The 22,969-nt window shown below is 31.1% G+C and carries 21 protein-coding genes and 1 pseudogene; 4 read left to right on the plus strand and 18 right to left on the minus strand.

The features are described from left to right. Positions 1 to 462 precede the first annotated feature (462 nt). The 5 genes from ACHABU_RS09125 to ACHABU_RS09145 form a co-directional block, all read right to left on the minus strand. Complete coding sequence (locus ACHABU_RS09125) at positions 463 to 1,173, minus strand: hypothetical protein (protein WP_435764522.1); 711 nt, start codon at positions 1,171 to 1,173, stop codon at positions 463 to 465. Between the two features lie 883 nt (positions 1,174 to 2,056). After that, complete coding sequence (locus ACHABU_RS09130; RefSeq protein WP_435764523.1) at positions 2,057 to 2,410, minus strand: hypothetical protein; 354 nt, start codon at positions 2,408 to 2,410, stop codon at positions 2,057 to 2,059. Positions 2,411 to 2,726: 316 nt separating this feature from the next. Continuing rightward, positions 2,727 to 2,927: a hypothetical protein gene (locus ACHABU_RS09135; RefSeq protein ID WP_435764524.1), complete on the minus strand. Its 201-nt coding sequence runs from the start codon at positions 2,925 to 2,927 to the stop codon at positions 2,727 to 2,729. 315 nt (positions 2,928 to 3,242) lie between these two features. Beyond that, positions 3,243 to 3,851 carry a hypothetical protein gene (locus ACHABU_RS09140; protein WP_435764525.1) on the minus strand — a complete coding sequence of 203 codons (609 nt, stop codon included), beginning with the start codon at positions 3,849 to 3,851 and terminating at the stop codon, positions 3,243 to 3,245. Positions 3,852 to 3,864: 13 nt separating this feature from the next. Further along, entirely contained in the window at positions 3,865 to 4,491 is a 627-nt protein-coding gene (locus ACHABU_RS09145) for a hypothetical protein (protein ID WP_435764526.1), read from the minus strand. A gap of 781 nt (positions 4,492 to 5,272) precedes the next feature. Here ACHABU_RS09145 and ACHABU_RS09150 point away from each other — a divergent pair. Continuing rightward, a pseudogene (locus tag ACHABU_RS09150) lies at positions 5,273 to 5,842 on the plus strand (site-specific integrase). Positions 5,843 to 6,123: 281 nt separating this feature from the next. Here ACHABU_RS09150 and ACHABU_RS09155 read toward each other — a convergent pair. Continuing rightward, positions 6,124 to 6,432, minus strand: coding sequence for a helix-turn-helix domain-containing protein (locus tag ACHABU_RS09155; RefSeq protein WP_435764527.1), 309 nt, complete (start codon positions 6,430 to 6,432; stop codon positions 6,124 to 6,126). A gap of 162 nt (positions 6,433 to 6,594) precedes the next feature. On the opposite strand from ACHABU_RS09155, the gene ACHABU_RS09160 reads away from it, so the two are divergent. Further along, positions 6,595 to 7,200 carry a helix-turn-helix domain-containing protein gene (locus ACHABU_RS09160; RefSeq protein ID WP_435764528.1) on the plus strand — a complete coding sequence of 202 codons (606 nt, stop codon included), beginning with the start codon at positions 6,595 to 6,597 and terminating at the stop codon, positions 7,198 to 7,200. Further along, positions 7,201 to 7,380: an Arm DNA-binding domain-containing protein gene (locus tag ACHABU_RS09165; protein WP_435764529.1), complete on the plus strand. Its 180-nt coding sequence runs from the start codon at positions 7,201 to 7,203 to the stop codon at positions 7,378 to 7,380. It begins immediately after the preceding gene. A gap of 518 nt (positions 7,381 to 7,898) precedes the next feature. Here the strand turns inward: ACHABU_RS09165 and ACHABU_RS09170 are convergent. The 10 genes from ACHABU_RS09170 to ACHABU_RS09215 form a co-directional block, all read right to left on the minus strand. After that, positions 7,899 to 9,785, minus strand: coding sequence for a DUF3732 domain-containing protein (locus ACHABU_RS09170; RefSeq protein WP_435764530.1), 1,887 nt, complete (start codon positions 9,783 to 9,785; stop codon positions 7,899 to 7,901). After that, entirely contained in the window at positions 9,782 to 10,285 is a 504-nt protein-coding gene (locus ACHABU_RS09175; RefSeq protein ID WP_435764531.1) for a three component ABC system middle component, read from the minus strand. The genes ACHABU_RS09170 and ACHABU_RS09175 overlap by 4 nt, the downstream gene beginning before the upstream one ends. Beyond that, on the minus strand, positions 10,278 to 11,546 hold the full coding sequence (locus tag ACHABU_RS09180; RefSeq protein WP_435764532.1) for an ABC-three component system protein: 1,269 nt from the start codon (positions 11,544 to 11,546) through the stop codon (positions 10,278 to 10,280). The genes ACHABU_RS09175 and ACHABU_RS09180 overlap by 8 nt, the downstream gene beginning before the upstream one ends. Before the next feature lie 97 nt (positions 11,547 to 11,643). Continuing rightward, positions 11,644 to 14,271 carry a DEAD/DEAH box helicase family protein gene (locus ACHABU_RS09185; protein WP_435764533.1) on the minus strand — a complete coding sequence of 876 codons (2,628 nt, stop codon included), beginning with the start codon at positions 14,269 to 14,271 and terminating at the stop codon, positions 11,644 to 11,646. Between the two features lie 216 nt (positions 14,272 to 14,487). Continuing rightward, entirely contained in the window at positions 14,488 to 14,679 is a 192-nt protein-coding gene (locus tag ACHABU_RS09190; protein WP_435764534.1) for an AAA family ATPase, read from the minus strand. A gap of 220 nt (positions 14,680 to 14,899) precedes the next feature. Continuing rightward, positions 14,900 to 15,163, minus strand: coding sequence for a hypothetical protein (locus tag ACHABU_RS09195; protein WP_435764535.1), 264 nt, complete (start codon positions 15,161 to 15,163; stop codon positions 14,900 to 14,902). 375 nt (positions 15,164 to 15,538) lie between these two features. Then, complete coding sequence (locus tag ACHABU_RS09200) at positions 15,539 to 16,480, minus strand: tyrosine-type recombinase/integrase (RefSeq protein WP_435764536.1); 942 nt, start codon at positions 16,478 to 16,480, stop codon at positions 15,539 to 15,541. Then, positions 16,480 to 16,749 carry a tyrosine-type recombinase/integrase gene (locus ACHABU_RS09205; RefSeq protein ID WP_435764537.1) on the minus strand — a complete coding sequence of 90 codons (270 nt, stop codon included), beginning with the start codon at positions 16,747 to 16,749 and terminating at the stop codon, positions 16,480 to 16,482. Before ACHABU_RS09205 ends, ACHABU_RS09200 begins: the two co-directional genes overlap by 1 nt. After that, positions 16,742 to 17,614, minus strand: a complete 873-nt coding sequence (locus ACHABU_RS09210) for a tyrosine-type recombinase/integrase (RefSeq protein WP_435764538.1) — start codon at positions 17,612 to 17,614, stop codon at positions 16,742 to 16,744. The genes ACHABU_RS09205 and ACHABU_RS09210 overlap by 8 nt, the downstream gene beginning before the upstream one ends. Continuing rightward, a complete protein-coding gene (locus ACHABU_RS09215) occupies positions 17,611 to 19,110 on the minus strand; it encodes a tyrosine-type recombinase/integrase (protein ID WP_435764539.1) in 1,500 nt (499 codons plus the stop codon). The genes ACHABU_RS09210 and ACHABU_RS09215 overlap by 4 nt, the downstream gene beginning before the upstream one ends. Before the next feature lie 556 nt (positions 19,111 to 19,666). Between ACHABU_RS09215 and ACHABU_RS09220 the strand changes: the two genes are divergently transcribed. After that, positions 19,667 to 20,500: a hypothetical protein gene (locus tag ACHABU_RS09220; protein WP_435764540.1), complete on the plus strand. Its 834-nt coding sequence runs from the start codon at positions 19,667 to 19,669 to the stop codon at positions 20,498 to 20,500. A 545-nt stretch (positions 20,501 to 21,045) separates the two neighbouring features. On the opposite strand, the gene ACHABU_RS09225 is transcribed toward ACHABU_RS09220, so the two are convergent. Beyond that, entirely contained in the window at positions 21,046 to 21,732 is a 687-nt protein-coding gene (locus ACHABU_RS09225) for a hypothetical protein (RefSeq protein ID WP_435764541.1), read from the minus strand. A 5-nt stretch (positions 21,733 to 21,737) separates the two neighbouring features. Continuing rightward, complete coding sequence (locus ACHABU_RS09230; protein ID WP_435764542.1) at positions 21,738 to 22,964, minus strand: AAA family ATPase; 1,227 nt, start codon at positions 22,962 to 22,964, stop codon at positions 21,738 to 21,740. Between the last annotated feature and the right edge of the window lie 5 nt (positions 22,965 to 22,969).

A 22,969-nucleotide genomic window follows, 5' to 3' on the forward strand; every position in this document is an offset into this window, starting at 1 on the left:
ATTTTAAAAAGATAAGGCGCTCAATTTGTTGATCGCCTGTTAAACTCTTGCACCAGTTAATTCAAAACTAATTAACACATCCACATTCAAATTCCGTGAATTTAAATTCTTTATATAGTCTTAATTCTTTATAATCACTTGTTTCAGATACATAAACTTTTATTACTGGAGCAATATCCTTTTTTGCCAAATACTTTACATAATTATCTAAATTATCTAGTGATATTAAGTGATATTCATTCATATCCTCAAACAAAGCAGACTGCTTTTAGTCTACTATTTCTATTGAAGCGAATCTTTGAATCCCTCATATAAAAGAGACAATCCCTAAAATTAAAATGATAGTAGCGATCATTAAACCATTTGGAACATAGGACCCATTGCCTTGCAAATTCATCCTTAACCCATTCTATTCGAATATGTGCCAAATAAATGATAAAGATAGATAATTAATAATATTCTCTAAGGTTTAGGTTTATTTAATAATTCTTCTGCTTCTCTATATTCAATTTCATTATGAATCTCAGCAACCAAAGCTTTAATAAAAGCTTTCATAGCATTTAAATCATATTCAGGATGTTGTTTTGTATAGTGTGACTCGTCATTGCCTAGATAAGTGATAGCTTTTGCGAGGTTTTGAATCCTTTCACTTGGAATCTTAGAAATTTTACTACTCAAAGTTATTTTTGGATTTTTGAGCCATTTATCCTCAACCCCATCAACTGGGTATTGTAATAGATAATCAGTTACCAAAAATTCAATAGCTTTTCTGTAGCCCATTCCTGCAATTTGACCAAGTTCGTTCTCTTCAGCCTTTTTAGATTGGTGATAGATAGTATAGAAATCAGGAAATTCAGACTTGATTTCACTAGATAATTCAGTAATATTTCCTTTGTAAGTCGGTATAGACGCGAATGGTTTGTATCGATTTTCAAAGGGATCATCACCGCAATTAATCAGGTAATGGATAGTAGTAGATCCACAAAGTTGACATGCATACAAACCTACGCCATGCCAGTTATCATGTCCTCCCGTAGTACGATAGCACCCTAGGTTAATTTGAGTTCCAGTTTGTAGACAGTGCATGCATTGTCTAGGTTCTTCGATTGAATATTCGTCGTAATCAACTTTATTTTGTTCGTGATCGTACCAATGAAATTGTGAATAATTCATAAAACTACCTCCAGTTAATATTGATTATATCCTAACACAAAGAAAGAAGAGGATACTATCATATGGAACATAAACTAGATTTAATCGAACTTCTAGAATTTATAGATCCCATCTATTTTAGATTATCAAGAATGGCTAAATGTTGGAATGTCTTTAAAGTCAGAAGGTTACACAGCTTCTGATTAAGAAGATTGGAGCCTCCTGGATAATGGGAGATACAATCCCGGTGAATGCTTCAATTCGCAAGGGATTCTGATGCGTTGATTGACTTAGTAGAACTTGATTTGACGAGAGACATAATCAAACAATAGGAAGCAAATGCTGCAGCTTCGATTTATGTGAGGGAAATTGAAAAGGCGAATTATGATTACTTTGATGAACATGTTGGAATAAACGATCAGCAAGCATAGCGCAGATGACATCCATGATAAAAACGTGCTGAATGAGGGTGATTTTGCACGAGTGAGTGCAGAGAAGATAAAGCAATCAATAAGATTAAGAAACGCTTTGCTTGGCGCGTTGAGGGTACATGATGGGAATATCCGAAGTTCGACACAGTAATAGGTTTGAATATCCAATTAAAATACCTAAAAAGGAACATGCTGTTTCCAATTGCTTTTCATAGCAGTGACAAGTGGGTTACTCTATATAAACTACCAAGCAATAAAGATTTATATCCAATATACTATATCTTATTTTTATGGATAGGTTCATAGATTCATTTAAATCCAACGGAACCTCTATCTCGCATAATAATAACTTCTTTTTCATTCAATCTTACTAACCTGCCCCTATTATAAATTCAACAAAAACGGTGCTTCTCATTATTTAAGAATGGCACCAGATAATCTAAGATAATGCCTGCATGCTTATATTATAAAAATTATCGACTTTCCAAGATAAACTCCTCTGAGTATCCTTCCCAATTTATTGTTACTTTGATATTTGTGTCATCATTTTGTTCTCTAAAAGGTCTTTTTATAGACATAACGCCAGCGCTATTAAGAGGGGAGTTACCGTCTGTTGTTCTTAATCCTTGTACAATAATATAATTTATTTCTGTCTTTGGCATAGATTCCTCACCAATATATTTGATTGCAAAATTTTCTTCTCTTCCATAATTTACTTCCCAGTTATCACTCTTACCGACATACATTTGTCTTTCATTATCTGAACAAGCTGATATAAATAAAGCTGTAAAAATAATAATAACAAAAGATAATAATTTTTTTAACATATAAATCCCTCCCATCATTCATTTTCTATAAATTGAACTCTGGTGAAATATATCAAATAAGCACACTTTGTAATCTAATAAAAAGGTAACTAATAAGTAATACGTTTATAATGACAGAAAGTTCCGTATTTTAGTGAATTTGCTGCCGTAAGCGAATGTTTTTCTTCTTCCACAAACCTGCCAGTTACTAAAGAATCGTCACCACTTATTGTGGTAATGCACCAGTTAGCTCAATATCATTCTATTGGCATTTTATCTGTAATATCTCCATCTCCACTTGTCCATACCCGATATTTTTCACTTTCAATTAAAACAACTAATGAATATTCAGAGAACCATTCTCCCCAATGACAATACTACTATTTATTGATTCTACCGTGGTTATTTCAGGATTATGTTCCTTCACATTTTCTTCTACGTTGTTAAGTTTAGCTTTAGTATATAGGTTTATCGAAGCATAACCTCCAACAAAAACAATAGAAATGCTAATAAGCACAATTATTGCGATTTTATTCATAAAACCATCTCCCCGACCAATATTTTACCATCAAAGCACAAAAATTCTTGTTCAACATAACTGCCAGATAGATCATTATCCTTTCATTTAACATTAACATAATATTCCTAACATTATTAACGAAAGAAAAGACAATCAAATTCTGATTGCCTTCTTCAACACTTGCACCAGTTACTTCATTAGCCACTTTTGCTCATTACTTTCTTTTTTGTAAAGAGATGCTTCCTGACAGTCAATGTGATCGTGTACTTGATTCCTTTTAGTACCCTTTTCATGATATTCTCCTATTTTTTATTAATCGGTTTTCTGTATTTATCAGTATTCTGGAGAGTCCAAATTAAAATATATGTTCAATTCATGGATAATCGTATGAATATCATCTAAAATCGGGTCACCTAACTTTGCTTCGTCCATAAATGCTTTGCTAGTCAAATCAATAGCTTTTTGCAATTCTTCTTCTTTTTCTCCGCTATATTCAATGTCCATTAAATCAAATCTGATATCTTCTAAATAGCTTCTGACCTGATCGGCTGCAAGTGGTTCTCCGTTATTTTTTACAGAAGCTTTTTCTGCAAGTATGGAAGATAACGAATGCGCTTTATCTAATTTGAAATTCGAGGTATAAAATAACGGATTGGAAAATCCATCTTTCGTCAATTTGTTTTCTGGTGAAACACTGGATGAATCGGCTATAACGTGAGAGTATTCTAAATCCCCATCCCCCACTTGTTCTTTTATATTATCATGCGTTTTTTGGTCTTCGATTGTTTCGGTCTGAACTATTTTTTCTGTTTCTTCTTCTGCAGCTATTTTACTTTCACTAGGTTCTGCTGAAACTATGGAATATCCTATAAATCCAACAAAACCAATTACAGCTACACTTGCTATTCCAACCAAGGGGTACTTAACAGATAATCTTTTCATAATGTCCTCCCTATTAAATTGGTTCTCCGAATTTGTCTACTTTTTCTTCTTCTAGTTTATCTACATTAAAATACTCATCCAATTCATGAATGATCGCATGAAGTTCATCTAATATCGGGTCGCCTAAATCAGCACCGTCAGCCAACGCTTGATTCGTCAAGTCGATTGCTTGTTGAATATCTTCTGCTTTTTCATGGTCACTACTGTATTCTGTTAATAATGTCAAATTTCTCTCTACATCCTCTAAAGTTCCTTGTATGGATTCTTTGTCTATAGCCAATCCACCGTTATTGAAGTGAATATTTAACGTGATGCCAGAGACAGCAGTGTGAACATTACGCAATATACTATTAGAATTGTAAAACATTGGGTCAGAAAAGCCACCTACGGTTAATTCAAATTCGCCAAGACCTTTCGTGGAATCCAGTCGTATCTTTGATGGGTCCAAGTCGCCGTCTTTTACAGCTTTCTTGATGTTTTCCTTTGTTTCTTCGTCATTTACCTCGCTTTCTCCTAATGCGCTGGCAATCCCTTGATAATCTTCATCCGTTAATTTTTCTGAATCGTCCGCTTGTACGAATGCTCCTGCTATGACAGCACCTACTACCAGTAATCCTGCTACTAATATAATTTTTTTCATCAAATCCCCTTTCTCCATTTTCATCTTACTAAACCGTATCTTACTTGTAGCGAAAATTCAACATATTCCATTATTTTTGAATTTCTATATATTCCTGCTCTTCTTCTTTACTTAGTATTCCAGTTGCTTCACCTTATTAGTTATTCCAATTAAATAATCTTTCCTTATAAATTTTATCACTAAAATACCTTATCCTTCTTAAACAAACCTACCAATTACTTTACACAAAGTCTGTTTATTCCCTTCATTTATTTTAACATAATACCCAAGTCCTTCTCTTTCATAGAAAAATTCCATGGCAAATCACATCGAATCACAAGAAGGAAATATTATTTACAACTATATGAATAGGTTTGTGAATTACTTTGTGATTTCATGTCTATTTAATAATAAGACATTGATAGAACAAAAAAACACATGTGATTTCTGCTGTGAAATCGCATGTGTTTTTGCTTATGAACCTCTGAAGTAAACCCGTTAAAAAAACCGGCGATGGAGAGTAAATTTAACCGCAGGATTATCCAGGTCTTCGGTCCTTACAAACGCTTGGGCCAAGGAGCTTAAAACCTTCAAATATTATAAAATACAAGCAAAACTGGTCTTTCGATATGCCATGAAAATGGACATCATTAAGCGCAATCCGATGGATTATGTCACGTTACCGAAACTAAAACATGAGATGGAATATGATGCGGAGCTGGAAGAAAAGAAGCATTACTATACACGTGAAGAGCTCAGGAGCTTTTTAGAGACGATTCAGGAGGATAACATGGCTTATACCATGTTTCGGCTACTCGCCTTCACAGGAGCACGCAAGGGGGAACTGTATGCCCTGCATTGGTCGGACGTGGACTTCCACCATAAGTCGATCAGCTTGAAAAAGACATTGATTCACACGAGCGGCAAAAAGCAGCTTCAGACATCGAAAACAAAGGCCTCTCGACGTGTGGTTAGCGTGGACGATGAAACTCTGGCGATCTTAAAGAAATGGCGTAGCAAGCAAATACAGCGCTATTTGACGTTAAAACTTGCCGCTCCTTTTCAATCTGATGATAAGCAGCCCGTCTTTACGGTTTATAATCAGTTATAACATGAAATGGATTATTGTCGACTGGCTTACTTAAATGAAAAGCTAGAGCGGATTTATCAAAAGAAACCGGAGCTGCCACAAATAAATATTCACGCCTTCCGTCATACACATGCCAGTTTTGCTGTTTGTGCTTCTATCAAAGATGTACAATCCCGACTCGACCACACCGATATTAAAACCACGATGGATATTTACACTCATGTGACCGATGAGGCGAAGGAGAAAACAACAGAGATGTTCCAGAAGTACATGACATTTTAGCTCGGGGTATTCAAGGAGTATTCATTTTCAAATTTGGAAACGAAAAAGCCCTCTCTTCTTTACAAAAGCAAAGAGGGCAAACCCTTGGTATATAAGGTTTATTAACGTTTTGAGAACTGTGGTGCACGACGAGCTCCTTTAAGACCTGGTTTTTAACATTCATTAATTGCCTTCACATAAGCCCTTATCTCTGGTTCATAATCTTCTTTCGGAAACATTCCTTGATATAGATTTATTACGGTTTGCATACGTTTTAGTTCATTGAAAGCAGTGTTCATTATTTATATACTCGCTTGTAACTTTGTAAAAAATTTTAGATCATTATTTGTGGCTGTCATGTTGGCTGTCATATCATCCAGGAATTGGTCAACTTCTTCCTTTTTAAATAGATACTTACTCCCCACCTTGTAATAACGTAAACCGTTTTTGATAAGTCTGTCCTCGATTACTGGCTTACTGATGTTAAGGTACTCGGCTAATTCTTGATAGGTCATGAAATACTTTAATGAAGCTAATTCCTTCACTTTTTCATTAATGGCTTTTTCAAGCATGGTATTTACTGTTTTTTCATCAATTTGAACGTTGAGCATGTTTCTCCCCCTCTAAACATGTTCTTCACCAAGTACTTTTACTAGAACGTTTACTAATATTAAAACATGTTCTTATATATTTGTCAATGTTTTACTAATTGGTACATGTTCTAAAATTGTGATATTATAAAAAGGAATAAAATAAAAGGTGATGGAGGATCTATGAATTATCCTGTTATAAGTAAATTGATTAAAGAACAAAGGGAAATTAAAGGCATGACCCTGAATGATTTGGAGAAGGTTATAGGTGTTACTGCTAGTTATCTTAGTCAAGTAGAAAATGGGAATAAATTACCTTCAGAAAAGGTTTTATTTTCAATAGCTTATTTTTTAGATATTGGTTCTGTTAAAAACAACTATCAAGAAAAATTAATAACCGAATATGCCGCTATAAAAGGATTGAATGAAAATGAACTATGGAATGATTTGCAAAAATTTCGTGCTGATTTATTACGAACTCTAGAAAAATCAATGAATACATCAATTGATACTGTTAGCAAAAATAAATTTAAATTAAAAAAAGGTACATTAAAAGTTGAACCCATTGATGAACCCTATTTTGATTTAAAATGGTTATTAACTCAAAAGGAACATGAGGTTTTTTATGGTCGTGATTTCAATATAAGAGGGGAATATTCAGGAGGGGAATCAAAGTTAGATAAATTTTTTTATCATAGATTACGTGATGAAGATATAAAAATTATACATGGAATCATTGAGGCTTATATCTCTAATAGGTACGAAAAACGTAAAAAAGAAGGTGATTAAATGGCATACCTCTATAAACGAGGGAAAAAATGGGCTTATCGTGCTTACGCTGGAAAAGACCCCATAACTGGTAAGGATAAACAAACTAGTAAGTCTGGCTTTTTGACAAAGAAAGACGCCCAACTTGCTGCCGCCTTATTTGAAAGACAATTCCATAATAACGAATACGTTCAACCTTAAAAAAGAGGCTTCCACTAAGTTTAGTAACTTAATGAAAAACCTCTCAATAAATCTTATTGATTAAAACATGAACAAAAGCATGAACATGATACATTTATAACGCTTGTAAACATTGTTATATCAACGTTTATAGGCGTTTATTACATCATGCCGCCCGTAAGGTGAGAGTGTGTAATATCTTTAACGTTATATGCGAAAAGTGCGGTAAACCAAGATTTTGCTAAATTAAGTCTGTAACATCTTTAACGGGAGTTTACTGTTTTTCACTAGAGTGCGTTAACAAAATGTTAACACTTTGCAATAGTTAATTATAATCCAACTTATGATCTTAGAAGAGAACTTAGATAATATTCCTTCACAAAGTTATAAAAAATTTCACTTTAGTTTGTCAAGTTGGAATCAATTTTCAACAAGATAGTGTTCTTTCTTATTTATGAATTAAATTGGTAATATAGCTTAGTATGAGTAATGTAGACAAACAAAGTTATTTTAGAATTTCAATGAAAATGTTGACTCTTTTAATAGGGCTGATTATTTTCATCAAATCTAATTAATGCGTTTCCATTTTTAAATTCTTCAACTAAATGAAAATGTTCTAAACGTGCGTCAATCCATATAGATTTAGGTATATGCTCCAATAAAATGACTTGAAAATCAGTCTCTAATATCTTAATTACATAGTTAATGAAGTAATCAAGAAGCTGCATTGCAATAGTAATTTTACCTTTGTCAGACCTTTTAACCTTTTCCCAACTGAGTTTTTCAACCTTACTCTCCTTTTCCTCCCCAAAATAAGGCCTGCTGGGTTGGTCCATTATTAACCATTGAGGCACATAAGGTGATTTTTGACTAATTATTAGTTCATGAAGTCCTAAGAATAAACATAGATGGAGAAACATATGGTTCGAACTACTCCCTACTTTACTTGGAAATGCTGATCTAGGCTTTCTTAGTTCAAGTTTCTTTTCTTTATAATTAAATGAAGATTTATATCCTTTATAATTATCCAAAGCATCTCCACTTTTATCTAGGTATGTCTGAACTAATTCATCCAGCAACCTCAAAGTAGCATTTCTTTTTTCATGATATTCGATTAATTCCACTTCATTTATCTGAGATTCAAGGTTGGTGATCTTCTCATCTAAGTCATTTTCTTGATTTGAAATACCCCATTGTCTCCCATAAAGTTCTAACTTGGTCCTAACTTCTCCGATGAAAATTAACTTATCAATCTCATTTTTAGTCGTTTTACTATTAATAGGTATGTCAAAAATTTCAGAATTTAAACTTTTGACTTTTTCTTCATATTCTTTGATTTTATTATCAACATTGAAGTTAAAGGGGGACCTTCCTTTATTATTTTGTTTTATTAGTTCGTATTCATCTTGCAAACTATTAATTAGCAAATCTAAATCGGGAAGTTCTAATAACTTGTAACTCTCATTTAATACTTGCACTGGTTTCAAACTATCAAGGGTATTTTTTTGTAATTTCTTAAAATGCCCAATTTCTAGATTAAACATTTTTAAGTTTCTAATTTTTCTTATCAGTTTATTCTTTTCGTTTTTTAATTTATTTATTTTCTCAAGGTTAATATCTATACTCTCTTCTTTATATGTAGTATTAATTTCATTTAACTTATTCATCAATTCCGCTGAATCACTTATATCATAGTCAATCAAATTAAATTCTTTTGCTTTCTTAGATAATTCATTTATATTTTCATTAAAAACATCCATTTCTTTATCAATTAAATTTTGTTTTCTTTTCAATTTCTTTAGCTCTGATTTTAAAACGTTAAGCTTTTCTTTTTGCAATAAATTCTCTTCTGTTTCAATACTAACTGCTAAATCGAAAATATTTATTAGAGCATCTCTATATCGATCAACATTTTGTTTATCAAAAAAAACTTCACTATGGTCAATAGTGTCTCCCGAAAGAGTATTAAACATCAGAAAATATCTTGGTGAAATTTTACTCCCTAAAGTAATGTTTTTTCCGCCAAAAGGGAAAACCGTCCTTTCAGTAATATTAAATTCATTATCAATAATTTTTTTGATTAGTTTCTCAGTATTATTCGCAGTTGGATGCTTTGGAATATGGCCATCAGCGTGAAAAAAATATTCTTTTGATACCTCTCGCTTATCAATTCTTCCTCTTCCAAGTGTATATAAATTATTATTTATATGGAAATTCACTCCATACCAAGTAACATTTTCATTTATTATTTCATCAGTAATATCAGCTCTACTTCCAAAAAGACAATAATCTATAATACTTATTATTTCAGACTTACCAGTTCCGCTATCTCCAGTTATAACGTTGATCTTATTTTTCTCAAACTTTATCTCTCTTATTTTACCATTATTCAACCAAAGCAATATTTTATTAATATTAAACCTCATAATTCCACCCTTAATTGTAGATACAAATTTTCTTTTCTATCATTTAACAATTCTCCAACACTTTTAGAAGCTCTAATTATATTATTTGCTCTTGCTCCTATATCCCTTTTTTCAGTGCTATTTAATAATAAATTTTCATCGTTAGTCTTTAAAGAAATATCCCCATTATCTTGTATGCGAATTATATCCATAGAAGACAGTATCAGTATTGAATTAGTAGATACATCTATTAACGAATAAAATATGCCATTAAAATTTGCGAAGAATTCAGGCTTTTTTATTATTAATTGTTCAATGCTCTTAACATCAGTTCTTGAGTCATTAATGTAACTAACAATTCTATTTTGAAATGTTATTGGTTGAATTAACATTGCAGTAGAACTACTTATTTTACCTACGTGCTTTAATACATAAAATATTGATATTAAACCCAATAGTTCGTTATTAAAGAGTTGCTTTGAAGAATAATTAGAATTCTCTCCAAAAATTTCCTCACTCATTTTCTTTATACCTTTCCTTCCAATCTATTAGCCATCCAATACTTGGTTCGTCCGACAAAACATAAAATTGTCCATTACTTAAAATTGGATCTAGTTCAGTTTCATCTATGGTAAGATTTAACCCTAATACATCGTAATAGCATTGAGATGCGGATTCTAATATTTCTTCCATATCAAGATCTTCTATATTAACTTTTCTTAGTTTTCTCTTTAACTTAGAATGATATTTTTTATGGATTGTTTCCCACATTTTCTTTGAATTATCATTAAACCTCATTTTCTCTTCTACCGTTATTTCACTATCCTGCACCCATTGCTCAATGTTATTTAATAGCATCATTTTTGAAGTAAAGATTGATACCAACTCATCCTCATAATCTTCATCTCTTTTATCTAAAATCTCACTATCGATTAGTTGCCTTATTGAAGTAAAAGTTTCGGATGAATCAGGAACCGGGTCTTTAGGTCGATACAAACTAATTGGAAGCTTTTTAATCCTTCCTAAATCGAAATAATGAGTAAACTTTTTATAATATTCATCGAAATTTATAGTAACCTTTCTTCTTGCTTTCACCTCTTCGTAAATCATTTTTCTTAAACTACTATCAACAGCATGAAATACATGTTCTATCCTTCTCTCAGGAATATTTTTTTCCTTCAAACGAGTATTTATTAATTCAAACAATTCGTCTTTACTCAAACAAAAGTCTAATTTTTTAATAAATTTTTCTACCCATTCATCATCCATAGAGTACAGATTACGTATATACTTATCTACTTGAGATTCCCCTTTTCCTTCTTTTGGGGTACCTAACTTTATTAAATACTCTTTCAATGAATCAACGGAAATGATATTTTCCTTTAATAAACTGATTTTACTTAGAAATTCATTTTTTTTGGAATAGGCTTTATTTGTTACTAATAGAAAATGTGTATTATCAATAAACTTATATTGCGAACTCGGAACTGATCTATTTGAAGCGCTATCAGTAATCATTTCAATCCAATTACTAATAGTTTTCCATAGATCACCATCCTTCTCTGACAGTGTACTCTGTGAATTAATTGAATGTTTTAGTTGAATCAATGTTTGCTTACCATCCCTCATTTCAATATGCACATCGTCCTTCACCTCATATCCAACAGATTGTCCCTCTTTAATCTGCAGTAATTCATAAAGAAAAAAATAATATTGATAATCAAACCCTATAGATTTAGATTCAGCAGCTGTTTTTTCATGAACATTTTTCTCATTTCTCATAGTTTAGCTCACCTTTAACGTAACTTTTTTATATCCTTCCTCTAACTATAAAATAAGACAAACACTCTCTATAATAAAATTAACCATGAATGACTTTTTAATTATCGTTTACACTTGTAATTTCACTTTTTGCTATCTGAGATAGTCTCTCTCTTTGGATAAACTCAATAAAATCCATAGGAGTAACTTCTTCCTCTTTTAGAATTTTTTCAGCCTCTAATCTCCACATAAAATCTCCCGGTTCCATAAAGCTTCTCCTTATTTTCCTTATAGCCTCAATTGCCTTTCTTGCCCAATTAACAAACTCATCCCTATTAACATACCATACATCGTTTCCATGTAATGCTGCTGAATCATCAATAATTTTTGAAGTAGTAATCATAATAACATCAATATTAGCATCTTTTTTTAAAGTATTTATCTTCTCCCGGATCCAATTTGGATGTGTACATGCTTGTTTAACGTGTTTGACAGGTATCGACTTTTCCTCTGATTTATAAATTTTATCTTCCGAGACAATACAATACTTATCATTAATGATCCACCAAGGGTCAGGATCTGCACTTCCATTAGTATTACCTGTTTCATATCCTAATAGTTTTCCTAACTCTTCATGACCCTTTTCAAAATCATTTCCATCATCACTATTTATTAATTCAAGTATTTGTCTTGCTCTATTTTCAAATTTTCTACTATTCTTAATTCCATCGTTAAGAATTTGTATTTCAATTCTCTCTAAGATATCGTATATACCTTCTTCTACAGTGTTACTATGCGGAATATCTTTACCTTCAAGCATTTTATTAAACCAACTAATAGTATTCGTTGTTTTAGAGGCTTGTTTGAAGTAATTCCTTGAAACCTCATAATACTTTTCATTTCCATTTTTATATATTTGATGTGCTACGTAACCAGCTAAGTAGTTCCAAAAACCGTTGTAACCCTTCAAAGCATTGCCATCTAGCTTTGGTAAAAGCTGATCAATTTGTTTTAATGCCTCTTCATAATCTTCACGCCAAAGCGCATATTGATATTCAACTTCATGGGAAACAGAATCTTTTAATCTCTTAAAGTTTTCGACTTCATTAGAAAGATCATTCTTACTAATATATTCATCTCTAAGACTAATAATTTCCTGTTCAGCACCTTCCCATTCTTCACCACGTTCAAAAAAAAGTTTTAGAAATTTAAATAAATCGTCAACATTTTTATGATCGGTTGATTGATCGTAACCAAATTCTAATTCTGCTCTTAATTCAGGATGGTAATTCAGAATTTTTTTTGGAGAAACTAGAGAATTCTCTAAATCACTCCCAAAAATACATACCGCTGCATAATCGACATCTGACCTAGTACAACGACCTATTGCTTGTATTATTCTTGTTCTTACTCTTTCATTGAATAGTACAGATGCAGCCATTCTATTTGTAATAAACTTTTCTTGTAAGTGTGTTGCATTTGGCAGATTACCTAGTATTAACATATGACATTTATCTCCATCCATATCAATACCATCGTATCTATTTGCTAAAACTGCGATTCCATCTTCAGAATCTACAAATGTATCTTTAGCTTTTTCAATATCCTTACTTACAAAAACCTCAGTATCTGTTTCTGTTTTAATAATGTCTTTAATCTGCTTTACTGTATTGTCATCTTGAACGAGAAATAGAGATCTTTTTACAGTATCATTAATTTTCAATAAAATTTCTCTGTTCATACTAGAAGGAAAGGATGCATTTGGGAATATAAAAAATCTTCTTCCAATACTTTTCTTGTCAAATTCCGCCGCCATCGGCAATCTATGAATGTTCTTCACACCAGTTATGCGCTCCAATTCACCACTCTCACCCAGAGTAGCAGACATATATATTCTTTGTTTTGCGTTAGCGAAAGGGGCATGTGTAAGCGTAGGAGGAATATAAGGTCTAATAAGTATCCCCTTCCAACTCAAAAACATATTACAAGCGTGTAAGTTATTCTTTATGTTTGCCCAAGAATATTTTAAATTGTTGACAGATACATGTGCCTCAATTATAGGAAATATATCTTGTAACTTAGAATTAAATTTAATATTCGGTAGTTTATCGAACCAAATTGTATCTTCAACCATTGGGTCGTCATTTATCATTCGGTTATACTGTGTTAACTCTAATACATCTTTAAGATTTTCCGTTAATGATAAGTACAGTTCTGTGTTTTCAAACCTTGATATATCAAGTGACCAATTGCTGACGATATAGTTTTCAGAACTATGCGCATCGTCAAAGATTATAAGATCTGCATCATCAAAAAACGCATTAGTATTAAATAAACTACTGTAGTTGGTTACAGCTATTGTTTCTGCCCTGTTATAAGATGATTTAGCATTTGGCTCATATCCAATGATTTTCCCAGTAAATCCATGCACTTTTATACCGTAATCGGCATTTGCTTTCTCTACAACTTGGTTCACAAGTTGATTATTAGTGCAAAGGTAGACTACTTTTTCTTTATATTTTCTTCTTCTGTATTCACCAATTAATAGCCCTATTAAAGTTTTCCCACTACCAGTAGGCAATTCAAATGCTACATCTTTTTTATTAAAAGCTTGTTGCATATATGTTTCAATCATTTTAGACTGATAGTCTAATGTTCCATTTATAGTTCTTTTTTTGTTATCTTTATACATTTCTTGTGGCGAATCAAAATTATTATTTTCAATCTTTCGGGTTCTGAATGACATAATAACCCCATCCCTTTCAAAAGCACAACCAATCATTTTTCATCACTGTTTCTATACTATTTTAGTATTTGAAGAAAAATATTGTTAGTTAGTATCTTTTTAAATTTATGACCATTAGTTCCAAAATGTCTAAATCCTTGCAATATATATCTTCAAAATAATTCGGGTAAATCATTTAATACTTTAGTTAATCTATAATTTACATCTTTTTCATCTTCAAAGAAATGGAGTCAATTCATTATGTAAGCTTCGTTTGTTTAATGTGCCTGTTAATGCCATATTAACTGCTTCTAATATAGTAGATTTTCCCTGTTCATTATTACCAACTAGAATATTCATTGTATCGTTTAAAGATAGGTCTAGATATTCAATAGATTTATAGTTTTTTATTATTACTTTGTCTATCACTTTATGATCCCCTCTCATATGAGTTGTAGCACTTCTATATTTTATAAAAAAACAGAAGTATCCCTAAGAGGTGTAACTTCTGTTTTTCATGTTGATTTCTATTTTATTTTTTTAAAGTTTAAATATTCTCTGTTTCATTTTAATTTTACAATTCACAACAAAAATATACAAGTATTTCCTTTTAGTTCGGGTTATTATTGGACACGACTTATCCTGATATTTATTGATCTTGTTTAATAAAAGTCGGACATTTTTTTGGTATTGTAAATGCAGTAAATTCCTCCCCCATCCCTTTCTCTGGTTGATTACGAATAGCTTCAAGTAAACTTGGATTACTAATTCCCATTGGCACTGCAACACCACCTTTATATACAGCGTTAATATTGTCTATATACTTACCTTCAACTTTTCCACAACTACATTTTTTTATCGAATAATCGAGATTGAAAAGATCTCCACACTCTAGACACAATAACAACTTCATTTTATCACCTACTTCGATTTTGGATCGAACTCATATAATATATACGATCAAAATATAAGGTGTTATCATATGCTCAAGTGAGTGAATCAAAAACCCTTCGAAAACCTTTAGTATTTTTGCCTAATGTGATTATAACAAGTGCAATAAATAATGGTCCTGAAATTTATGATATAAATATACTACGAGAAAAATAATTAAGCTCAATGATTAAAATCACCAAGTTTGGTAAAATACAATTGTTAGTACAATTGGTATCTCTGAACAAGAAGAAGTGCCAAAGTGCATTTCTTCTTGTTATATTAATTGGGTCCTTCTAATTTTCACTATAAAGGACCATAACATACTAAGTAGCTTACATAGTATGTTACGGTCCCTTTATTTAACCAGATTATTTGCATTCATTTCTAAAATCTTTGCTAAATCTTCTCCCGGTGGTAAATAGTGAATAGTAGTAGCAAGCCTTGCATGTCGTAATTGTTCTTTAATCGACATTTCATTAATTCCTTCAGAGTACATAAGATATGCCATTGTATGGCGGTAATCATGCATCCTTATTTTTCGTTTAACACCAGCTATCTTATAGATTTCCTTCATAATTTTAGGTAAATTATTCTCATTTAAAGGTTTTCCATTCTCAAAAAAAACTTCCTTGTCTCTTCCCTGACTCCACTCGCTCCAAGCTGGATGTTCTAGATACGATTTTAATTCACTTTTTAATAACTCTGTCATCATTACGACACCCGCTGTTGTTTTTTGTCCACGTGTAATTTCAATTTGGCTAAAGTCAAAAGAAATTTGCGATTTCTTTAACATTAATAATTCTTTCTTCCGAAATCCACATGTTAGTAGCATAAGAACTAAAACATAATATTTCTTAGTAAAAGGGTCATACTTATAGGCAGCATTTAAAATTTTTATACATTCTTCTTTAGTTATTGTATAATCCCTATGAGCAAGTTCATAGTAAGGGTTTCTATAATATTTTAGTGGGTTTATCTTTATCATTCCTACTGATTTTAAAAAATTAAAGAAACTTTTTATAAAGCTTATCGCAGGATAAAGCATCTTATTTGAACGTCCCTCTTCGATTAAAAACTCTATAAACTCATCAAAAATATCCTCATCTATTGGTTCATAGGTGTTACTTTCTTCAATAAAATAGAAGTTATCAAAGTCTAGTTTACCTTCTGCTCCTCGTATCATAAGATATTCACCAAATCGCTTCAATTCACATTTATATGATTTCTTTGAACTTTTTGCTAGATTGGCGTTTTCAAACCAGAATTTATAGTAATCTGAGTCTAATATAATATTCACTAAATTTCCTCTCCTCTTTGGTGAAAATCTAAGACATCCTTACCAAAAGGATGTCTTTCTATATCTTCTTTTAATTGATCATTTGTTTGCTTGGTGTACTGTTGTAGCGCGTTAATAGTTTTATGGCCCATTAAATCCATCATTGCAAAGATATTTATCCCAGACCTTATACCATAAACTGCAAACGAATGGCGAAAATTATGAACACTTAACCTTTCAGCCTCTTCTTCTGTAATAGTTTCTGCTTCCTTGATTAAGTTTTTAATCATCCCTTACTGCTCTATCTGTAATATGACTCTTTTCATTTAAACCACTAAATATAAACATATCCCCTTGCTTGTCTTTTAATTTTTTCCAATCTTCTTCTAAATGTCCATAAATAAAGTTAATATATCTTAATAGAATTTCAAATGAATCGTGTTGAACATAAGCTGGTTTTTTAACACCCTTATTACGCTTTCTTCTTACCATAACCATTTCATTATCGATATCAATATCTTTTATTTGTATTTCAACAAGTTCGCTAATTCTTAGAGCAGTTCCAATAAATACACATAGAATTGTATAATTTCTGAGGCCATTACTCGTACTCTTACTTAATATTAATAGCTCTCTTAATTGTTCTTTAGTGTAAAATTTGGGCAATTCATTTTTATCCCAATCAATTTTTAAAGAACTTTGAAAATCTTCCTTATTTTTATCATAAAAATCACTTGTAACTGTTTTAATAAACGCACGCAAAAAAGCAGACTTCTTATTTCTCGTACTCTTTTTGTCATATGAATTAATATATTCTACTAACGGTTTTGTAGGATATATTATATCTTCAAACTGTAAACTTCTGTCCAGCCCTTTAACTCCAAGAAAGGAAAGTAATTGTTTTATCTCATACTTATAAGATTCTTTCGTCGATGTTGAATAATTAAGAAACTTCGCACTAGAGAAGAACTTATTAACCGCATCTTCTAGCGAAATATTTGTAGTACTCTCTAGTTTTTCATCTTCTTGACTTGTTGACAGGTTAAAAACAGATTTTGCAGCTTTTAAAATTGTTTCTAAATCATTTACGTTTAAGAGTTCTTGCAACTGACTTTCCACTTCGGATTGTTTTGACTTTTTCCTAATAATACTCATTTTAAATCACCTTCTATTAAATCTAACTTTGCAAGTTCATCCTTCACATATTGACGTTCTAGGTGAATATACCTCGAAGGCATATGTCCTGATTTATGACGAGTTAAATCTTTAATTAATGGGAGTGGGCTATATTTTGTGACATTTGTAATAAAGGTGTGCCTTAATAAATGTAATCCTCCCTCATAATTCCAACCAGATATCAAAGCATACACTTTATAACTTCTAAATAATTTATCTTTAAATTTCATCGGATTAGCTTCAAATACATAACCAAAATCTTTCGTATTGATCTCTTTAAGCTGTCTGTAAATTTGAGATGGAATAGGCAACATTGAAGAATTTTTCTTTGACTCATTTATTACTACTGTTTTATTTCCCATATTAATATCTTCCCATTTTAAGTTAGCGACTTCTATACCTCTAAATCCCATAAATAACATTAAAGAAAAGGCTAATATTTCTTTCTTTGGTTCATCTGAATACATATAAATTACTATTAATAGATTTTTGATTTCAGACACTTTAGGAATTGATCTAAACTTATAATCGTCTGTCTTAATTTTATTGATATTACTTGCAATATCACTGGAAATTCTTTTCTTTTGATAAAGTATTGAAAAGAATGTGGTTATTCTTTGAATCCTATTTTTGGCGCTACGTTCATACATTTCTCCTTCATTAACTAACCTCATTAAAAATGATCTATAATCATTTGTGTGTTCTGCTTTTATCTCATTCACTATTATGTTATTGATGTTTTTGTGCTTGAAACTTTCTACATTTTCAGTTAGCCATTTAAACAACCCTTTAACTGGTAAAATTAAATTTGAATGAATACTTCTTTCCTTTGTCCCCTTTAACCTTAGTTGCCTTGCACAATATTGAACCAATGGATGATTAAAAACTTTATTTTCCGCCGCCCCAATATACTTTACTTTTATATACTCGAAAGGAGCAATTTTCTTTAAATATTGATTAAAGTATAGTGCCTGATCCTTAGATTTAAGTTCACTTGAAATTAGATCAATAACAGATTTATGAATTAAGTCTTCTTCTGTAATTTCCTTCTCCTTCTTATTTGTCACTTTTTTGGTCAGCTTAATTACATTTTTAAAAAAACTGTATATTAATAAATATACTCTAGGAGTTTGGTCCATTTTACTTTCTAAATACAATATTATAGAACGTAAATGAAATTCTTCACTTATAATGTTTTTAAGAATCCAAGGATTAATTTCTTTACTTCCTAGATTAGTCAGGCTTTCTTCATTGATATAAGGTGATTTATTTATTAACATCTCCATCATCCTCCTGCTATCAGAATATTTACTACTATTTATTTCCAAATAATTAGTATTTATTCCAAAATCGGAAGAGTTATTCTGATAAATACCATACCGAGAAGAACTCTTCCGTTCTTTTCCGAAACGTTCCTTATCCGAATTAGTCCACAGTTCACTAATGTTACGAATTACTTCTTCATTTTTTTCCACTTTCTTAAAACCTCCTAAAAAAAAGCGCCCCAAGAAAATTGCTATTTACAATAACAATTCCTTGGGGCGCTCCCTTATTTATTTTAAATATTATATATGAATGTATTTTGTATTTTAAGTCTATTTCAAAAAAATTCTTTTACATTTCAAAAAAAATAACTTCTAGTCGATTACGGTTATCAGAATGCACTATTATTGGCATGTTTATTACCAGCGATTGTCAACGCATTTAAATGGGGTAACGTCAATAGTGCGTATTTACATCGTTAAGGATTTAAAAAGATAAAAAATCCTAATTCCTCCTTACCTTTTGTAACAAATTGAGCTTTAAATGTTTAACAAACTCGGCATTGTGTTGATTTTCATATATATTTCTATTTTTACTACCTTTTCTACAAGCAAAGCTAATCACATGTAAATACAATTTGCTTATCGGAATCAAAAACATTAGCACTCCTAATAAAAGTAACAAAACTTTTATAAAGTACATCACTTTTCTTGAACATTCATTCTTATGGTAATCTTATAGTAATACAAGTGTTGAAAGGGTGAGATAATGAAAAACGAAAAAGGAAAATTTGCAGATAGCTCAAAAACAGGATTTGGTCTACTTACCGAGTCTCTCTTGGATGTTGGCACGGATATCGGAGCTAAGGTGGCTAAAGAGTCAATCTCTCATATAGCGGGCGAACTAATGATAGATACTGCCAGTTCATTTTTACCGGGTGTAGGAGGGGCTATCTCCTCTTACAAAAGAGTAAGAGCAGAGAAAAATCTAAAAGAACTCATTTATCATCTTAACGATAATCATAAGAAACTAACGGAGAGTCTAAGTAAACAAACGGATGAGAATCGTGAGAAACTAGATAATTTACTTCAATTTGTTCTAGAAATGGCAACGGAGGAACAACAAGTAGAGAAAATCGAATATATGGTGAATGGATACATTTACTTAACGGAACATGAGGAGATTACTTCTGATTTTGTGATGCACTATTATGATATGTTGAAACAATTGCGAATGGTCGATATTTCTGTGTTGCGATTGTATTATGGAGGTTCTTATTTATACGAAAGTGAGGAAAATCAAGAAACATTCCAAAGTGTGATGAAGAAACACGGCATGTCTTATGACCAATATAATTCCGTTAGAGAAACTCTTAGACGGAATGGGTTATTAGAACTCAAGGTAAAAGATGATGTCGACGATGATATGAGTAAATTAGAAGATGGAATTAATAAGATTGTTGCCTATATAGAACATGTAAATGGTAAAAGCAAAAGTAGACCTCCAAAGATATCGAAAGTTAAAATAAAGCAAAAATCAAAAGAAAGAATCAAACTAAGTAAGCTCGGCCGAAATTTCTATGAATTCTTCGGGGATATTTAGCGTTAAAATCGAATACCATAATGGTCTACAGGTTGTCGAGTGAGTATTGCGGATAAATTGAGCCAGCTATGCGGAGTTTTGAGCCACTGTTTGCGGACGACTGAGCCAGTATATGCGGAAAGAGAGCGACTATTGATTACAGCCATAAGAATGTTCCACATCTGCAATGTTTTTTACCAGCGATGCCACGATATTTATCACTTGTTGTCAATGTGTTTACCAATGGGTTACGTCAGTACGCGTATTTTACAACGTTAAGGATACTGAAAGATAAAAAAGCCTAACCCCTCCGTAGTTTTAGCGAGGAATTAGGCATATATCTGTAACAAACGCGCCTAATTGTTGAAGAGCATTTTTCTATTGCATAGTATATTTGTACTGCGAATAGATTTGTTGTTATTTCGTCGTTCCTTATTCAACATTAACTCCCTATACAAAAAAGACGCGTTATGAGATAAACACGCCTGATTGTGGAAGAATGAATAACTTAACTTATTATAATATTAGCTGCTTCACTTTTAAAATTATTCTAAAAAACAGAACCCTTATACATGCGTGAATAACTCAGGTTGAAGTACCTTGTTTAATCTGTCTAAAGTGGTGTCATCAAATATCACGTTAATCGATTTTGACGGTAAATACCCTGCCAAATCAATTATGTAATTTATTTTAACACTAAATTTAGCATTGTAAAATTTAACATATTGTTCAACCATTTTTTTTATATCTTTATATTTAATAAAAGTACAGTCGGATATAATACTTTTAGAGATATATTTTATGTATTGTTCATGATGTTTTATATCTGTTAATTCTATATGGTAATTTGTTACTCTTTTAATTTCTTTGTCTAAACATATCTTTAAATGAGGCTTATGAAGTCTAACTACTTCTATTTTGTTTTCCTTAATATATTTAATAATTGAGTCTCTTAAATCATCTAATTCCTCAATATAGGTAAGTGAGATATTTTCCACACTATAAAAATCTATAGGAAATAGTCTTTCATGGTTAATATCCAAGTAGTCATGATCTACTATTCCGTAACTATTACTTTGTGATTCAACTTTTTCCTTTATTTGAATACAATTTCCACCATTATCAATAAATTTGTCCTTCAGCTCTTTTAATTGTTGATAAAAAATTTTGTTAGTTCGACCCTCAACATAAATTATTGGTTGGGTAACCAGTTTCATCTTACCTCTATTGTATTTTTCTCTATTATAATCCATTTAAATTACACTTCTTTCGATATATTGCCTTCAATAGCTATAAAATCTTCATAAATATAAGGAGCATGTGTCGCAATAAATAATGTCTTGTCTTTGGTTAGAATATGCAAATCTGTAATGATTTTATTTTGGAAGTTTAGTGATAGCGAGAGTTCTGGTTCATCAATTAAAAAAATATCTACATCGTTAAATAATATCTCTAGAAAAAGAAATGAAATTTTTCTTTCTCCCGATGATAGTTTTTCAAAATCCATTTCTTCAGTGTTTTTAATAAATTTTAATTCATTAATGTTTTCCATATCAACTTTTATATCAGTATATTTCCCTATAACAGAATTGAATTTTTCGATTTTTGAATAAAACTTGTTACGCTTTACCATAATAGTTTCTAACTCATGCAAACTACTATCCAAGTTAGTAGACTTATGCCAAAAGTAATTTTTCAAATCGTTATTAATTTGATCAATAGCTACCTCTATCTTATTACTTATTCCTGTAATTTCAATATTGTCGGTAGTTATATAGTGAGCAGATTTTATTGATAATTTTTTCAAAATACTACCCTTTTCTTGTTCTAAACGAGAGATAAGTTCTTCATCTTCAGAATTTATAGCCGAAAACTGATACTTTTCTTTAAGATATGAAATCAAATTAAGAGCTTCTTCAATATATGTTAAATAAAATTCTTCATTTATTATCGTATCAAATTCAATCATATGTTTATTCTTATTCCTTAGCCGAGCAATAAGAATATAGGTGTCGTTTAACCATCGATTAAATCCTCGTGAATTAAATCTAATATCATTTAGATCTATACAATTATTTAGGTAATTAAGAATCCTATTATAATTTAACCTACCTTGTACATCGTAAAAATTTTCTTCAGGAATTTCTAATAACAATGAATGCAACTTTTCAAAAACTTTTTTAGAATTCCTTATAAATAGAATGATTTCCCGTTTTTCTGTTTCTTTTAAATTTTCATTAACTGAAAACAATTCGTTATAATTCACGTCATTTATCTTTAGAGTCTCCAAATTCATACTATCAATGATTTTAGAGAAATTGCCTGTTTTTTTTTCTTTAGCTAATACATATAAAGAATTAATTGTTTTGAGAATCCTTGTTTTACCTTGTCCATTATTCCCAAAAAAAACAGTGTTCTTGTTTAAATCAAACTCTATTTCTTTATTATTATCGTTAAACTGTAAGTATAATTGGTTTTTCTGCATATAAT

Source organism: Oceanobacillus sp. CF4.6 (assembly GCF_051262635.1).
Classification (GTDB): domain Bacteria; phylum Bacillota; class Bacilli; order Bacillales; family Amphibacillaceae; genus Oceanobacillus.

Bases quoted from the DNA above. Each gene is read 5' to 3' on its own strand.
- ACHABU_RS09170 (WP_435764530.1), bottom strand. From the start codon at position 9,785: ATGAGGTTTAATATTAATAAAATATTGCTTTGGTTGAATAATGGTAAA.
- ACHABU_RS09135 (WP_435764524.1), bottom strand. From the start codon at position 2,927: ATGAATAAAATCGCAATAATTGTGCTTATTAGCATTTCTATTGTTTTT.
- ACHABU_RS09180 (WP_435764532.1), bottom strand. From the start codon at position 11,546: ATGAGAAATGAGAAAAATGTTCATGAAAAAACAGCTGCTGAATCTAAA.
- ACHABU_RS09195 (WP_435764535.1), bottom strand. From the start codon at position 15,163: ATGAAGTTGTTATTGTGTCTAGAGTGTGGAGATCTTTTCAATCTCGAT.
- ACHABU_RS09165 (WP_435764529.1), top strand. From the start codon at position 7,201: ATGGCATACCTCTATAAACGAGGGAAAAAATGGGCTTATCGTGCTTAC.
- ACHABU_RS09155 (WP_435764527.1), bottom strand. From the start codon at position 6,432: ATGCTCAACGTTCAAATTGATGAAAAAACAGTAAATACCATGCTTGAA.
- ACHABU_RS09175 (WP_435764531.1), bottom strand. From the start codon at position 10,285: ATGAGTGAGGAAATTTTTGGAGAGAATTCTAATTATTCTTCAAAGCAA.
- ACHABU_RS09205 (WP_435764537.1), bottom strand. From the start codon at position 16,749: ATGATTAAAAACTTAATCAAGGAAGCAGAAACTATTACAGAAGAAGAG.
- ACHABU_RS09185 (WP_435764533.1), bottom strand. From the start codon at position 14,271: ATGTCATTCAGAACCCGAAAGATTGAAAATAATAATTTTGATTCGCCA.
- ACHABU_RS09160 (WP_435764528.1), top strand. From the start codon at position 6,595: ATGAATTATCCTGTTATAAGTAAATTGATTAAAGAACAAAGGGAAATT.
- ACHABU_RS09140 (WP_435764525.1), bottom strand. From the start codon at position 3,851: ATGAAAAGATTATCTGTTAAGTACCCCTTGGTTGGAATAGCAAGTGTA.
- ACHABU_RS09145 (WP_435764526.1), bottom strand. From the start codon at position 4,491: ATGAAAAAAATTATATTAGTAGCAGGATTACTGGTAGTAGGTGCTGTC.
- ACHABU_RS09225 (WP_435764541.1), bottom strand. From the start codon at position 21,732: ATGGATTATAATAGAGAAAAATACAATAGAGGTAAGATGAAACTGGTT.
- ACHABU_RS09210 (WP_435764538.1), bottom strand. From the start codon at position 17,614: ATGAGTATTATTAGGAAAAAGTCAAAACAATCCGAAGTGGAAAGTCAG.
- ACHABU_RS09220 (WP_435764540.1), top strand. From the start codon at position 19,667: ATGAAAAACGAAAAAGGAAAATTTGCAGATAGCTCAAAAACAGGATTT.
- ACHABU_RS09230 (WP_435764542.1), bottom strand. From the start codon at position 22,964: ATGCAGAAAAACCAATTATACTTACAGTTTAACGATAATAATAAAGAA.
- ACHABU_RS09130 (WP_435764523.1), bottom strand. From the start codon at position 2,410: ATGTTAAAAAAATTATTATCTTTTGTTATTATTATTTTTACAGCTTTA.
- ACHABU_RS09125 (WP_435764522.1), bottom strand. From the start codon at position 1,173: ATGAATTATTCACAATTTCATTGGTACGATCACGAACAAAATAAAGTT.